Source organism: Peptoniphilus rachelemmaiella (genome assembly GCF_943169845.1).
GTDB classification, from domain to species: domain Bacteria; phylum Bacillota; class Clostridia; order Tissierellales; family Peptoniphilaceae; genus Aedoeadaptatus; species Aedoeadaptatus rachelemmaiella.
In genome coordinates this window covers 46,221-58,809 of record NZ_CALPBW010000013.1, presented here as the reverse complement: position 1 = coordinate 58,809, position 12,589 = coordinate 46,221, and the positions used below count along the sequence as shown (strand labels likewise).

The following is a 12,589-nucleotide window of genomic DNA, read 5'->3' as shown; positions in this document are numbered from 1 at the left end:
GCGTAACTTTCATCATTTCCGCACGAAACTGCTTTTCGTTTGTTCAAAAGATAAGTGAGTGAGGGTGTGTAGGAAAACAAAAAGGAGCCTAGTTTTCACTAGACTCCCCAATGGTTGACATAGAACCCTTTTTTTTGTTGCACTTAATTGACTTGGTTTCTCGGCTTTTTGCCGGCGATAAAATCTTCTAAGTTATCGACGCAGGCATTGCCCATTTCCAGGCGAGCCTCCACGGTGGCATTGCCCAGGTGAGGTGCCAAGGTCACATTGTCGAGATGCAAAAGATCTTCCGTGACCTTCGGTTCGAATTCATAGACATCCAAGGCGGCACCGGCGATGGTTCCGTCTTTTAACGCATCGGCCAAGGCCTGCTCGTCGATTAAGGGACCGCGGGCGGCGTTAATGAAGGTGGCGGTGTTTTTCATTGCCTTAAATGCATTGGCGTCGAATTTGTGTTTCAGTTCGGGAACAAAAGCGGAGTGGAGGCTGATGAAATCCGATTCTTTCAAAAGTTCGTCGAAAGAAACGTAGGTAGCGCCTAATTCTTCAATGGCTTCTTTACGGGTTCTCGAATTGTAAATAACCTTCATCTCGAAAGCCAGCGCGCGCTTCGCCAGGTTTTGTCCGATATTTCCCATGCCGAAAATACCCAAGGTCTTGCCTTTTAATTGTTGGCCGAGGAAATAGGTGGGGCGCCATCCGCGGAAGCCGCCATCTCTTAAGTCCTTTTCGCCGCGAATCAATTGTCTCGCCTGTGCCAGCATTAAAGCAAAGGCCAATTCGGCGGTGGAGACGGCGGAGGAGGGGGCCGGTGCGTTGCAGACGACGATGCCTTTTTCACGTGCATAGGCGATGTCGATGTTGTCGAAGCCGGCGCCGTAATTTAAAATTAGTTTTAGATCCTTTGCGCCGTCGATGACTTCTTGATCGATTTTATCGGACAGGGGACAGATAAGAGCCTCTTTTCCCTCAAGGGCCGCGATAATTTCTTCTTTTGTCATAGGGACATTGCTGTCGTTGTAGCTATAATCGATGCCGCCTAAGCGCTGGATAATTTCATCAGGTACACGACTGGAAATAAAAAGCTTCATAGTTACCTCCTAAAAAAAGCGATAAAAAAAGCCGATTCCTAAGAATCGACTCGTAATTAAAGGGCGCGTTCAACCTTGCCGGATCTCAGGCAACGCGTACATACGTAAATTCTTTTCTTCGATCCGTTAACAACGGCGCGGACGCGTTGAAGGTTCGGGGACCAAGATCTATTTCCTCTTTTATGGGAGAAGGAAATGGAGTTACCGAATTTTTTTTCTTTTCCGCAGATTTCACATCTTTTTGCCATACTTACACCTCCTCCGACATTTTTTCAACTCGAATTATTTTACCACAGAGAAAAATAAAATGCAATTAGGCTTCGGTTTTTTCCGGGAGGCTTATGTGATATAATGACGGTAATTCCCAATAGCGGAAAGGAGACGAATCATGCAAATTACGATCCCAAACGAAAAGGGCAATATTACCATAGATAATCAAGTCATCGCCACCATTGCGGGCGTTTCCGCCATGGAAAGCTACGGCGTCGTGGGCATGGCCAGCAAAAATGCCACGGACGGAATTTTCCAATTGCTTAAATTTGAAAACTTAACCAGAGGAATCGAAGTGTACACTGAAAACGAACGGGTACACATTCAATTGCACGTCATCATCGAATACGGCATTCGCATTTCTACCGTGGGACAAAATATTATTGACACCGTTCAATTTAATATCGAGTCAATGACGGGATTAGAAGTCGATCAAATCGAGGTTTTGGTCGAAGGTATACGAATGAACTAGAGGTAGGGTATGGATCAGATTACGATTACAGAATTTAAGGAAGCACTGATCAGTGCTTCGAATTTTTTAGAAATAAATAAAGAACACGTCAACGATCTCAATGTCTTCCCCGTACCCGACGGGGACACGGGCACCAATATGTCGAAGACCATTAAAAGTGCCGTGAAACAAGTGACCGAATCCGACGCCAAGGAACTGGGCGCCTTAGCCGCTGAAATGAGCCGCGGCGCACTGATGGGTGCTCGGGGCAACAGCGGGGTTATTCTTTCCCAGCTTTTCAGGGGATTTGCCGAAGGCCTGAAGGGCCACGACGTCCTCACCGTGCCCGTCCTTGCCGCAGCCATGAAAAGCGCTTCGGAAATGACGTATCTCGCCGTCATGAAGCCCACGGAAGGCACCATCCTTACAGTGGGCCGCGAAAGTGCCGATTTCGCCGTGAAACACGCGAAGAAATACAGCGATTTAATTTTATTCGGCGAGGCCGTCTTGGAGAAGGCAAAGGAATCTTTGGCTAACACGCCGAATCTTCTTCCCGTCTTAAAAGAAGCCGGCGTCGTCGATGCCGGGGGCCAAGGCCTGGTGACCATTATGGAAGGTGCGCTGAAAGCCTTAAAAGGCGAGGCTGTCTTAGGCGGTATGGAAGAGGGATCCCCTCAAGGCAAGGAGAAAATCGAACGGAGAGAAATTTCCACTGACGACATTAAATTCGGCTACTGCACGGAATTTATCGTGAACACCGAGTCCAATCACGTCGATGATTTGAAAGCGGACTTAATTCCCCGTGGCGACAGCCTCATCGTCGTTGGCGACGACAGCATGATTAAGGTTCACGTTCACACCAACGATCCCGGCCTCGCCATTCAAAGTGCGCTGAACTACGGCTTTTTAAAAGACATTAAAGTCGATAATATGCGCCTGCAACATTCCGAGCGACTGTTTACCGACTATGAAGTGGAAGCTTCCAATGCGAAGGAACCTGAAGAAATGAAGCCCTACGGCTTTGTCTCCATATGTGCCGGCAAGGGCATCGAGGAAATTTTCCGACAAGTCGGCGTAGACTATTTGGTCACCGGCGGACAAACGATGAATCCTTCAACAGAAGATATTTTGGCCGGCATCGACCGCGTCAATGCGAAACACATTTTCGTGCTTCCTAACAACAGCAATATTTTCCTTGCGGCGGAAGCGGCGGCGGATATATCCGAAAAAGAAGTTACCGTATTAAAGACGCGCTCCATTCCGGAAGGAATCAATGCCTGCATTCACTTTATGCCTGACAAGAGCGTAGAGGAAAATGTCGAAACCATGATGGAAGCCGTAGACGATTTAACCACCGGCCAAGTCACTTATGCCGTACGGGATACGGAGATGGACGGCATCGCCATTAAAAAGGGCGACTACATCGGCCTTTCCGGTAAAAAAATCTTGGCAAAGGGCGAATCCGTGAACGACACCACCATCGAAATGATCAAAAAAATGGTGGATGAGGACGCCGCCTTCGTCTCTCTCTACGCCGGAGAAGACGTAAGCGCCGAGGACGTTGAAGCCTTGGAGGAACGCTTGGATGAAGCTTTCCCCGACATGGACATCGAGATCATGCGCGGTGAGCAGCCAATTTATTATTATTTAATTTCAGTCGAGTGAGAAGCAGGCGCAGGCCTGCTTTTTCATTGGAGGCCCTATGGAACCACATTCGAGTATTTTAGAGATCAAAGGAATCGGCAAGAAAATTGCGGAAAAATTAAATAAAGCATCCCTATTTACGGTGGAAGACCTCCTGTACACGTTGCCGATTCGCTACGAAGACGGCAGTGAGATGCGGGATTTTGCCCATCCGGATTTCGACAAGCCCGCCACCTATTACGTTCGTCTCGTGGAGAAAAAGCCTCGCCGCTATTTAAAAAAGGGCTTGAGCATGCAGACCTTCGTGATTACCGACGGGGCCCGGGAAGGGGAAATGACCTTCTTCAATATGCCCTATTTGGACAAGAGTTTGCGCCTTGGAGGGGATTACTATATTTTCGGAAAACCAAAGTTTTTCAAAAATCGTCTGTCCTTTACCACACCGAAATTTTTCGATGAGACGAAGCGAAAAGAAGCGCTGGCCATCTCTCCCATCTATCCCATATTAGGCGGCGTGGGGCAAAAGGCCACGGCAAAATTTATTCAAGAGGCTCTAAAAGAGGTGGCCCTGCCGTCGGTGGTGCCAGAGTACTTGCGGAAGCGCTACGGTCTTATGACGGAGACGGAAGCCCTTCAGGTGCTTCACGGACCGAAAGAGTTAAGGGATGCGAAAGTGGCGCTGCAGTCTTTGATTTTTTCGGAATTTCTCTGTTTTCAATTGGCATTGGGACGCTTCCACCAAAGCAGGAGCGAAGCGGGCTTTTCCATGGCAAAAACCGATTTGGCGGAAGTGATTTTATCGAAGCTTCCCTTTGAGCTTACGAGAGGGCAAAAAGAGGCTTGGGACGATATCCGCAAGGACATGGCTTCATCGAGCCGCATGGAGCGATTGGTGCAGGGCGATGTAGGAAGCGGTAAAACCGTCATCGCCTTTCTCGCCATAGCCACTTGTGTGGCCTCCGGCCATCAGGCCCTTTTTATGGCGCCGACGGAAATTCTCGCCAAGCAGCACTACGAAGAGGCCTTCGATTTGTTCATGCCTCTCGGCGTGCGGGTAGAGCTTTTGACGGGGAGCACCAAGGAAAGCAAGAAAAAAACCATTCGCGAAAACTTCGAAAGCGGAATCTGCGACGTGATTATCGGCACCCACGCCTTGTTTAACGAAGATTTGAAAAGCGACCGCATCGGCCTCACCATTACCGATGAACAACACCGCTTTGGCGTCATGCAGCGAGAAGCCCTGCAAGAGAAGCAGTCGAAAAGCGACCGTCTGATTATGACGGCGACGCCCATTCCCAGAAGCCTCGGCATTGTCATGTACGGGAATACGAAGATCTCCTCGATTCGAACCATGCCGAAGGGGCGAAAAGCCGTACAGACCACGGTGATTAACGAATCGGGTTTAAAAAACGCCTACGATTTTATGGAGCGCTTTTTAAAAAGCGGACAACAGATTTACGTGGTCTGCCCGCTCATCGAAGAAAACCCGGATTTCCCCCTTCACGCGGCGGAGGCGATCTATAAGTATTTTTCCGAGGATCGCTTTAAAAAGTATGCCGTCGGACTGATGCACGGCGCCCTTTCCTCCGAGGAAAAGAACAGGGTCATGGAAGCCTTCCAAAAAAATGAAGTGCAGATTTTAATCTCCACCACGGTGATCGAAGTAGGCGTCAATGTGGTCAACGCCAATTTGCTCTTTGTCTACGACGCCGACCGCTTCGGCCTCGCCACGCTGCATCAGCTTCGGGGCCGTGTGGGCCGCGGGGATCAGGCGGCTTACTGCATTTTGCACAGTGCCAACGACAGCTTGAAGGCCGACGAGCGGCTCCGCATTATGGAACGCTCCAATGACGGCTTCTACATCGCCGAAGAAGACATGAAGCTCCGTGGCGGCGGCGATTTCTTCGGCACACGGCAATCCGGCACCGTGGAATTTCGCGTCGGCGATCTGTTCGAGAACATGGACATTATGCGCTACGCCAAAGTGGAGGCCGATGCCATCTTACAGGGCGGACACCTCAATGCAGAGGAAGAACCGGATCTTTTAAAGGCGGTGGAGGCCTACGAGGCGCGAACCCAAGGGATATAATTGTTATAGGAAAGAGATTATGCTAAAATTTGAAGGGAAGTGGCCATGCGCGTCATTGCGGGAGAGAAAAAAGGACAACGATTAAAGACGCCGAAAGGCGATCGCATACGGCCCACGGAAGATCGCATTAAGGAAAATGTGTTTAATCTCCTCTACGGCCCCTTTAGCGGGGTTTCAGTCTTGGATTTATTTTCCGGAACCGGTCATATGGGCATCGAGTTTTTAAGTCGCGGCGCAACATCGGCGTGGTTTTGCGATAATCATCGAGAAAGTATTCGAATTACCCGTGAAAATATAAAGATAACAGGGTATAATGACAAGAGCAGGGTAGTGGAAGGATCATTCGAGCACTGCCTCGAACTTGCCGTGAATGAAGAGATGGCATTCGACTACATATACGTCGATCCTCCCTATGCGAATCGTGATTTTTACGACCGCGCAGCCCAAACCATCGGTGCGCATCGGCTACTGTCTTCAGGCGGTCGCCTGGTATTTGAGGCGCCGAAGGAATATACTTTTTCCCACTACGAGCATTTGGCTTTGGTGCGGGAAAAGACCTATGGTAAGAAAAAAATTTGGATTTATGAAAGTTGTGATTAGGATTTGAAAGTTATTTACGCCGGAAGTTTCGACCCGGTCACCTACGGCCACTTGGATATTATCCGACGGGCAAAAGCCATTTTCGGAGAGGTCGTCGTCGCCGTTTTGGATAATAAGAAAAAGCCGGGCTTCTTCACCGTAGACGAGCGGCTGGCGCTGTTGCGAGAAACGCTTAACGGGGAGGCGGACATCGAAGTGGATCACTTCGAAGGACTCCTGGTGGATTATGCGAAAAAGAGAAACATTTCTACTGTGGTTCGGGGTTTAAGGTCCAATTCGGATTTCGAAAACGAATACACCGTCGCCATGGCCAACAAAAATTACGGAACCAATTTGGAGACCGTCTTTCTGTTGACGACGCAGGAGCATTTGTTTATCAGCTCTTCCCTCGCCAGGGAAGTGGCTTTGTTTAATGGAGACACGTCGCTTTTTGTGCCGGAAGTGGTAGGAGAAGCAATGAAGAGGAAAGTGAGAGGAAGGTAGCTTATGGAAGTTATGCGTTACATCGAAGATTTGAAAGATTTATTGGAAGTGAGTTCCACCATCCCGTTGACGGGAAAAGTGATGGTCGATAAGGAAGAAGTCAATGAACTTTTAAACCAAATCGAATCTCAATTTCCTCAAGATTTAGCCGAAGCCCAAAGCATTCGCGATCGCAAGGATGAAATCGTCAACGAAGCCAATATGCAGGCAAAACAAATCATTCAGGCGGCCCATGTGGAAGCACAAAAGCTTGTAAATGAAGACGAAATTACCCTCGCCGCTCAAGAACAAGCCAGAGAAATCATGAACCGCGCCGAACTGGAATCGGATCAAATTCGTCTTTCGGCTCGCGACTACGTGGACAGCATGTTGGAAAACACCCAAGTTCACTTGTCCGACATGATTAAAACCATTAACGAAAACAGAAAAGAGCTTTAAAAAAACGGCCTCGCGCCGTTTTTTCTTTGCTTAAAAGCCCCGAAAGTCCCGCCCCATTTTCCCGGCGGTCAAAAGGCTCCACAGATCCGTGGCCTTTTCCTCATAGGCCAAAAACTTTTGATCATCGGGGGAAGACTTTTTCACTTGTTTGAAATTGGAAAGAAGAGTAACGGAGGATTGTTTTGCAGACCGAAGGTAGTTTTTGCCCGCCTCCGAAAAGGCCAAAACCTGAAAGGTCTGCTGACTGGCCATGGCATCCTCGATGGATTCTTGATCCATAGCGAGAGAAGCGTGGAGCAGAAGGCGAGCGATGCGCCAGCGGGAATAGCGACGGGTCTTCACCAGCTCCGTAAATTCGCGAAAAGTCGCGGCCTTTCGCATACAAGCTAGTATGCGCTTGTCTAATCCTACTTCGTAGCCGGCCATGGACGAAAGATCCATGGGAGTTAAAAGCCACAGGCCCCGATAAAATCGGTATAAAGCGTCCGCCAACTCCGTTTCCCTGTACTGAGGCGGGGATCCGGCACAAAATTCTGTCATCTCCCTTACATCGCTCATGGCGCGAATGGCCGATGCGGTGCGTATACGGTCCTTATCGCAGGCGCGCTTCACCATGACGAGGGGAATCTGCGGTGCCAGCTGCTTCAAACTTTTATAATAGCCGTAGGCCAATAGGGCATTGGATTGAAACACCTGTCCCCAAGAGGTTTTTTCCACTTCCAAGGCCTGCTTGTACGCTGCGGCGTAGGATGCGCCGCTCTCCATGAAAGCCCTAAGCCGGGTATGAAATTGTTCGGTTTTTTCGTAGTTGTAAATGTCGTGAAAGGTGGTCTCGTCGCCGAACTCCGTGCCGCAAAACACGGCGTCCACAAGGGGCAGTTTACTCGCCACGGCCATGGCTCCGTAGGAAAAATACTCGCCGCCGGAAGTGGCCGATTGCACCGGGTGGGTAATTACCACATCGGCGCCGTTTTCCACAAGGTCACGGGCCCGGGTAAACTTGTCGGTCACCACAGGTAGGCCCCTCTGCGTGAACGAGGCGCTCATTAAAACCACGACGCCATAGCCGCTTTCTTTGGCCCGCTCGATTAAATAAGTATGGCCGTAATGGAGGGGGTTGATCTCCGCCACGATAAGTGCATAGGGCATGATTCAATCCTTTTCTTCACTTTTCTTCGATAGAGAACGATTATATGATATAATAACTGCGGTCAAAATGAAAATGCTTAAGGAGGAAACACATGAAAATTTTAGTCATTAACTGTGGCAGCTCTTCTTTGAAATACCAGTTAATCGATATGGAAGATAAGAAGGTTCTCGCAAAAGGCTTAGCGGAACGAATCGGCATTGAAGGCGGCCGCGTAAAATACGAAGCAGCCGGCAAAGATGAAATCGTCATCGAAGAAATGCTCGCCGATCACAAGGCAGCCCTTAAAATCGTCTTAGATTCTCTCAAACACGCCGAATACGGCGCCGTTAAGAGCTTAGACGAAATCGATGCCGTCGGCCACCGCGTCGTACACGGCGGTGAAGCATTTGCCGAATCGGTGATCATCGACGAAAAGGTTATGAAAGCCATTAACGACAATGTAGAAATCGCACCCTTGCACAATCCGCCGAACATTATCGGTATCGAAGCCTGCAAAGAAATCATGGGCGACATCCCCATGGTCGCTGTATTCGACACGGCTTTCCACCAAACCATTCCGGCATTAAACTACATTTATGCCCTTCCCTACGAATACTACGAAAAATACAAAGTTCGTCGCTACGGCTTCCACGGCACCAGCCACCAATACATTACAGGACGTGCCGCTGAAATGCTCGGTAAAAAGCTCGATGAAGTCAACTTAATTACCTGCCACTTAGGTAATGGCTCCAGCATCAGCGCCGTCGTCGGCGGTAAATGCTACGACACCACCATGGGCTTCACCCCCTTGGAAGGCTTGGCCATGGGTACCCGTACCGGCGACATGGATCCGGCCATCGTTCCCTTCATTATGGACAAAGAAAACCTCTCGACCGACGAAATGTCCAATGTGATGAACAAAAAGAGCGGTGTTTTAGGCATCAGCGGCGTCTCCAGCGACTTCAGAGACTTGGAAGAAGCAGCTGAAAAGGGCAACGATCGCGCTCAATTGGCACTGGATATTTTCGAAAACCGCGTCCGCAAATTCATCGGCGCTTATTTAACTGAAATGGATCACTGCGACGGCATCATCTTTACGGCCGGCGTAGGCGAAAACTCCATTTCCACGAGAGAACGGGTTATCGACGGCTTGTCTTCCTTAGGCATTAAGCTCGATCACGATAAAAACAACATGCGCGGCAAAGAAGCCGTCGTCTCAAGCGACGATTCCTCCATTCCCGTTTTGGTCATTCCCACCAACGAAGAATTGAAAATCGCCATGGAAACGGCTAAACTCGTTTAATTTCCTTGACAGGAGACCATTTCTTGTCATATAATAGCTTGCAGCAGTTTTAGAGGTGATACCTTTGCGTAGAGAATTTTCTGATTTTTTACAAGGAAGTGACATCCACAAACACGTCGAGGGTCAGCTGATGAAAGAAGACAGTCCGCTTGATTTGGACGGTCTCGATTTCGTGGATCCCGTCGACTACGATATGGACATTTACAAAGTCGACGGCGATTTGGAAGTCGATGTTCGCGTAACCTACGACATTAAAACCCCCTGTGATCGCTGTTTGAAGACGGTGGAAGAAACCATCGACAGTGAATCCCGCGTGGTCGTTACCACAAATGGGGAAGAGGACGACGACGGAAATGTTCTGCTCGTCAGTACTCTGGATGAATTCCCTTTGGCGGAAATAGTATTCTCGCAAGTGATAACATCCGTGCCGATCAAGGTTTTGTGTGATGATGATTGCAAGGGACTTTGCCCGGTCTGTGGTGAGGATTTAAACGAACATCCCGATCACCATTGTGAATCGGAAGGCATCAGCCCCTTTGAATCCTTGAAAAATCTATTCGATGAAAAAGCATAAGATAGGGAGGTGTAGACATGGCAGTACCTAAGAGTAAAACTTCGAAACAACGTAAAAACAAGAGACGTGCATCTTCTTATCGTCTGAATAAAACGACTGTCGCTGAGTGCCCCAATTGCCACGAAGCGAAGTTGCCCCACCGTATTTGCCCGAGCTGTGGTTACTACGATGGCAAAGAAGTTATCGCAACTTCTGAAGAAGTATAAGAAAAAAGCTTCCGATTTTTCGGAAGCTTTTCTTGTATTTAAAAGCCCCCGGTTAAGCCGGGGGTTTTGTTTTGGGCACCTTACGGGGTCCTTTTTATGCCCAATTGCCGTCTACAAATATGGGCACTTCATCTCCTTCTAATGTTGTCGCCGTAATCGAAAGATCCGACGTACCTACCATGAAGTCAACATGGATCAAACTGTCGTTGGCGCCTCGCTCTAAAAGAGCCTCGCGATCTAAATCGCCGCCGCCCTTTAAATTGGTGGGATAGGCCTTGCCAAGAGCCAAGTGACAGGAAGCATTTTCGTCGTAAAGGGTGTTGAAAAACAATTGGTTGCGATTGGAAATAGGCGAGTCGTAGGGAACGAGGGCCACCTCACCTAAGTGGCGAGCCCCTTCATCGGTGTCCAATAACCGTGCCAGCACATCTTTTCCTTTTTCGGCATCGAAATCCACGACCTGCCCGTCTTTAAATCGTAACCAGAAGTGATCGATGACATTGCCGTTGTAAGCCAGGGGCATGGAGGCGTAGACGATGCCGTCGACTCCCATGCGGAGGGGAAGGGTAAAGACTTCTTCCGTAGGAATATTTGCCACAAAGTAGCGACCGTCGGGCAAAGTAGAGCCGCCGCCGGCCCAAATATGGCCTTCGGGCAGCGTGATCGTTAAATCCGTTCCCAAGCTGTTTTTGTAGTGAAGGGAGCGGTACGCGGCCTCGGTGAGCTTTTTGGCCTGGCCGTCCACCGTCGTCGTGTGTTCTTTCCAATCGGCGATGGTTGTTTCAGAGACGCGGGACATGTCGAAAATCGCCTGCCATAAATTTTTTACGGCATCTTCTGTGTCGGCATCGGGATACACTTTCTTCGCCCATGCCTTGGTGGCGATGCCGGCCACCGTCCAGGGATTTTCATCCTTCATAATGGCTTCGGAATAAAAGCGCATGGCTTTTGAACGGCTCATAGAAGCTGCTTGAAGCTTGTGGGGATCGATTTGTTTTAATAAATCGGGATCCGATCCCGTGAAGGACAAAAAGGCGGCGCCGCCGGTAATATAATGGCGGTACAAGGCCGTATCGAAATCATGTACCGTGTTCAATACATCATCGGGCGCGTGTTGGTATTTTAAAAGAGTGAGGTCGTCGTCGGACCAAATGACGCGCACATCGTTAGCGCCTTGGGCGTAGGCCGCTTCGGTACAGGCGACGACCAAGTCCCTTCCCTCGATGGGGCTTCGGATCACTAGATCCTGTCCCTTTTGCAAAGCAAGGCCTGTTTTTATTAATAATTCAGCATAAGCATTTAGTTGTTCGTTGAAATTCATAGTTCCTCCTTTTTCTGAAAGTATACCACAATCCGGCGGCGAAAAAGAGGAAAGGATTCTTGCAAGGCCTTGATGGCCATGTTATAATATATCGGTACAAATACGCACACAGCCTCAGAACTTGGCCGTTGCCTAAGGGTCGCCTTGCTCATACGGGCTGTGGAGGAAAAAACATTTGGAGGTAATATGTCTGTAGTATCTATGAAGAGCCTGCTTGAAGCCGGCGTACACTTTGGTCACCAAACCAGAAGATGGAACCCGAAGATGAAGAAATACATCTTCACCGAACGTAACGGTATTTACATTATCGATTTACAAAAAACCGTGGGCAAAATCGAAGAAGCCTACGATTTCGTTCGTGAAACCGCTCAAAACGGCGGACAAGTATTATTTGTCGGTACCAAAAAGCAAGCGCAAGATGCCATCGAAAAAGAAGCAAAGCGTTGCGGAGAATTCTACATTAACCAACGTTGGTTAGGCGGTCTTCTCACCAACTATCAAACCATAAAGAAAAGAATTGCCCGTCTGAAAGATTTAGAAGAAATGGAAACAGACGGACGCTTCGACGTTCTTCCCAAGAAGGAAGTTATCGGCCTTCGTCACGAAAGAGAACGTCTTGAAAAATTCTTAGGCGGCATTAAAGACATGAACGGTCTGCCCGATGTCATGTATGTCGTTGATCCGAAGAAAGAAAATATCGCCGTTAAAGAAGCTCAAAAGCTCGGTATTCCCATCGTCGGTATTCTCGATACCAACTGCGATCCCGATGAATTGGATTTCCCCATCCCCGGCAACGACGACGCCATCCGTGCCGTAAAATTAATTACGGAAACCATGGCCAATGCCGTTCTCGAAGGTAAACAAGGGGCTCAAGACCACGCTGAAGAAGAAGCTGAAGTTGCGGAAGCGCCTGAAGCATCTGAAGAAACTGAAAATCAAATCACGGATAGTGCGGCTGATACAAAAGAACAAGAATAAGGTAAATTATAA

Annotated in this window: 14 protein-coding genes; 10 read left to right on the top strand and 4 right to left on the bottom strand. The window is 48.9% G+C overall.

All coding sequences use genetic code 11. The features are described 5' to 3' along the window. Positions 1 to 143 precede the first annotated feature (143 nt). On the bottom strand, positions 144 to 1,091 hold the full coding sequence (locus tag KO087_RS06775; RefSeq protein ID WP_215508546.1) for an NAD(P)-dependent oxidoreductase: 948 nt from the start codon (positions 1,089 to 1,091) through the stop codon (positions 144 to 146). A gap of 56 nt (positions 1,092 to 1,147) precedes the next feature. After that, entirely contained in the window at positions 1,148 to 1,339 is a 192-nt protein-coding gene (gene rpmB / locus KO087_RS06770) for a 50S ribosomal protein L28 (RefSeq protein ID WP_215508545.1), read from the bottom strand. A gap of 140 nt (positions 1,340 to 1,479) precedes the next feature. On the opposite strand from rpmB, the gene KO087_RS06765 reads away from it, so the two are divergent. Genes KO087_RS06765 through KO087_RS06740 form a run of 6 tightly spaced genes read left to right on the top strand, consistent with a single transcriptional unit; the run spans position 1,480 to position 7,066 of the window. After that, a complete protein-coding gene (locus KO087_RS06765) occupies positions 1,480 to 1,833 on the top strand; it encodes an Asp23/Gls24 family envelope stress response protein (protein WP_215508544.1) in 354 nt (117 codons plus the stop codon). Positions 1,834 to 1,842: 9 nt separating this feature from the next. After that, positions 1,843 to 3,477 carry a DAK2 domain-containing protein gene (locus KO087_RS06760; protein WP_215508543.1) on the top strand — a complete coding sequence of 545 codons (1,635 nt, stop codon included), beginning with the start codon at positions 1,843 to 1,845 and terminating at the stop codon, positions 3,475 to 3,477. Between the two features lie 37 nt (positions 3,478 to 3,514). Next, entirely contained in the window at positions 3,515 to 5,545 is a 2,031-nt protein-coding gene (gene recG, locus KO087_RS06755; protein WP_215508542.1) for an ATP-dependent DNA helicase RecG, read from the top strand. A 45-nt stretch (positions 5,546 to 5,590) separates the two neighbouring features. Then, the gene (gene rsmD, locus KO087_RS06750) at positions 5,591 to 6,145 is read left to right on the top strand and encodes a 16S rRNA (guanine(966)-N(2))-methyltransferase RsmD (RefSeq protein WP_215508541.1); all 555 of its coding nucleotides are present in this window, start codon (positions 5,591 to 5,593) and stop codon (positions 6,143 to 6,145) included. Positions 6,146 to 6,148: 3 nt separating this feature from the next. Continuing rightward, on the top strand, positions 6,149 to 6,628 hold the full coding sequence (coaD, locus tag KO087_RS06745) for a pantetheine-phosphate adenylyltransferase (protein WP_215508540.1): 480 nt from the start codon (positions 6,149 to 6,151) through the stop codon (positions 6,626 to 6,628). A gap of 3 nt (positions 6,629 to 6,631) precedes the next feature. Further along, positions 6,632 to 7,066: an ATP synthase subunit B family protein gene (locus tag KO087_RS06740; RefSeq protein WP_215508539.1), complete on the top strand. Its 435-nt coding sequence runs from the start codon at positions 6,632 to 6,634 to the stop codon at positions 7,064 to 7,066. Positions 7,067 to 7,096: 30 nt separating this feature from the next. Here KO087_RS06740 and KO087_RS06735 read toward each other — a convergent pair whose 3' ends face one another. Next, entirely contained in the window at positions 7,097 to 8,215 is a 1,119-nt protein-coding gene (locus KO087_RS06735; protein ID WP_215508538.1) for a nucleotidyltransferase family protein, read from the bottom strand. Positions 8,216 to 8,307: 92 nt separating this feature from the next. Here KO087_RS06735 and KO087_RS06730 point away from each other — a divergent pair, with 92 nt between their 5' ends. The 3 genes from KO087_RS06730 (at position 8,308) to rpmF (ending at position 10,278) form a co-directional block, all read left to right on the top strand. Beyond that, positions 8,308 to 9,498 (top strand): acetate kinase, encoded by a 1,191-nt coding sequence (locus KO087_RS06730; protein WP_215508537.1) that lies wholly within the window; start codon positions 8,308 to 8,310, stop codon positions 9,496 to 9,498. Between the two features lie 130 nt (positions 9,499 to 9,628). Then, positions 9,629 to 10,072, top strand: a complete 444-nt coding sequence (locus tag KO087_RS06725) for a YceD family protein (protein WP_215508536.1) — start codon at positions 9,629 to 9,631, stop codon at positions 10,070 to 10,072. Between the two features lie 17 nt (positions 10,073 to 10,089). Next, positions 10,090 to 10,278, top strand: coding sequence for a 50S ribosomal protein L32 (gene rpmF, locus KO087_RS06720; RefSeq protein WP_077075207.1), 189 nt, complete (start codon positions 10,090 to 10,092; stop codon positions 10,276 to 10,278). A gap of 94 nt (positions 10,279 to 10,372) precedes the next feature. Here rpmF and KO087_RS06715 read toward each other — a convergent pair whose 3' ends face one another. Then, on the bottom strand, positions 10,373 to 11,599 hold the full coding sequence (locus tag KO087_RS06715; RefSeq protein ID WP_215508535.1) for an aminopeptidase: 1,227 nt from the start codon (positions 11,597 to 11,599) through the stop codon (positions 10,373 to 10,375). Positions 11,600 to 11,785: 186 nt separating this feature from the next. On the opposite strand from KO087_RS06715, the gene rpsB reads away from it, so the two are divergent. Further along, positions 11,786 to 12,577, top strand: a complete 792-nt coding sequence (gene rpsB, locus KO087_RS06710; RefSeq protein WP_215508534.1) for a 30S ribosomal protein S2 — start codon at positions 11,786 to 11,788, stop codon at positions 12,575 to 12,577. Positions 12,578 to 12,589 lie beyond the last annotated feature (12 nt).

What these genes read in the sequence shown, in the direction of transcription:
- KO087_RS06775 (WP_215508546.1), bottom strand. Translation starts at nt 1,091, where the DNA reads ATGAAGCTTTTTATTTCCAGTCGTGTACCTGATGAAATTATCCAGCGC.
- rpmB (WP_215508545.1), bottom strand. Translation starts at nt 1,339, where the DNA reads ATGGCAAAAAGATGTGAAATCTGCGGAAAAGAAAAAAAATTCGGTAAC.
- KO087_RS06765 (WP_215508544.1), top strand. Translation starts at nt 1,480, where the DNA reads ATGCAAATTACGATCCCAAACGAAAAGGGCAATATTACCATAGATAAT.
- KO087_RS06760 (WP_215508543.1), top strand. Translation starts at nt 1,843, where the DNA reads ATGGATCAGATTACGATTACAGAATTTAAGGAAGCACTGATCAGTGCT.
- recG (WP_215508542.1), top strand. Translation starts at nt 3,515, where the DNA reads ATGGAACCACATTCGAGTATTTTAGAGATCAAAGGAATCGGCAAGAAA.
- rsmD (WP_215508541.1), top strand. Translation starts at nt 5,591, where the DNA reads ATGCGCGTCATTGCGGGAGAGAAAAAAGGACAACGATTAAAGACGCCG.
- KO087_RS06740 (WP_215508539.1), top strand. Translation starts at nt 6,632, where the DNA reads ATGGAAGTTATGCGTTACATCGAAGATTTGAAAGATTTATTGGAAGTG.
- KO087_RS06735 (WP_215508538.1), bottom strand. Translation starts at nt 8,215, where the DNA reads ATGCCCTATGCACTTATCGTGGCGGAGATCAACCCCCTCCATTACGGC.
- KO087_RS06730 (WP_215508537.1), top strand. Translation starts at nt 8,308, where the DNA reads ATGAAAATTTTAGTCATTAACTGTGGCAGCTCTTCTTTGAAATACCAG.
- KO087_RS06725 (WP_215508536.1), top strand. Translation starts at nt 9,629, where the DNA reads ATGAAAGAAGACAGTCCGCTTGATTTGGACGGTCTCGATTTCGTGGAT.
- rpmF (WP_077075207.1), top strand. Translation starts at nt 10,090, where the DNA reads ATGGCAGTACCTAAGAGTAAAACTTCGAAACAACGTAAAAACAAGAGA.
- KO087_RS06715 (WP_215508535.1), bottom strand. Translation starts at nt 11,599, where the DNA reads ATGAATTTCAACGAACAACTAAATGCTTATGCTGAATTATTAATAAAA.
- rpsB (WP_215508534.1), top strand. Translation starts at nt 11,786, where the DNA reads ATGTCTGTAGTATCTATGAAGAGCCTGCTTGAAGCCGGCGTACACTTT.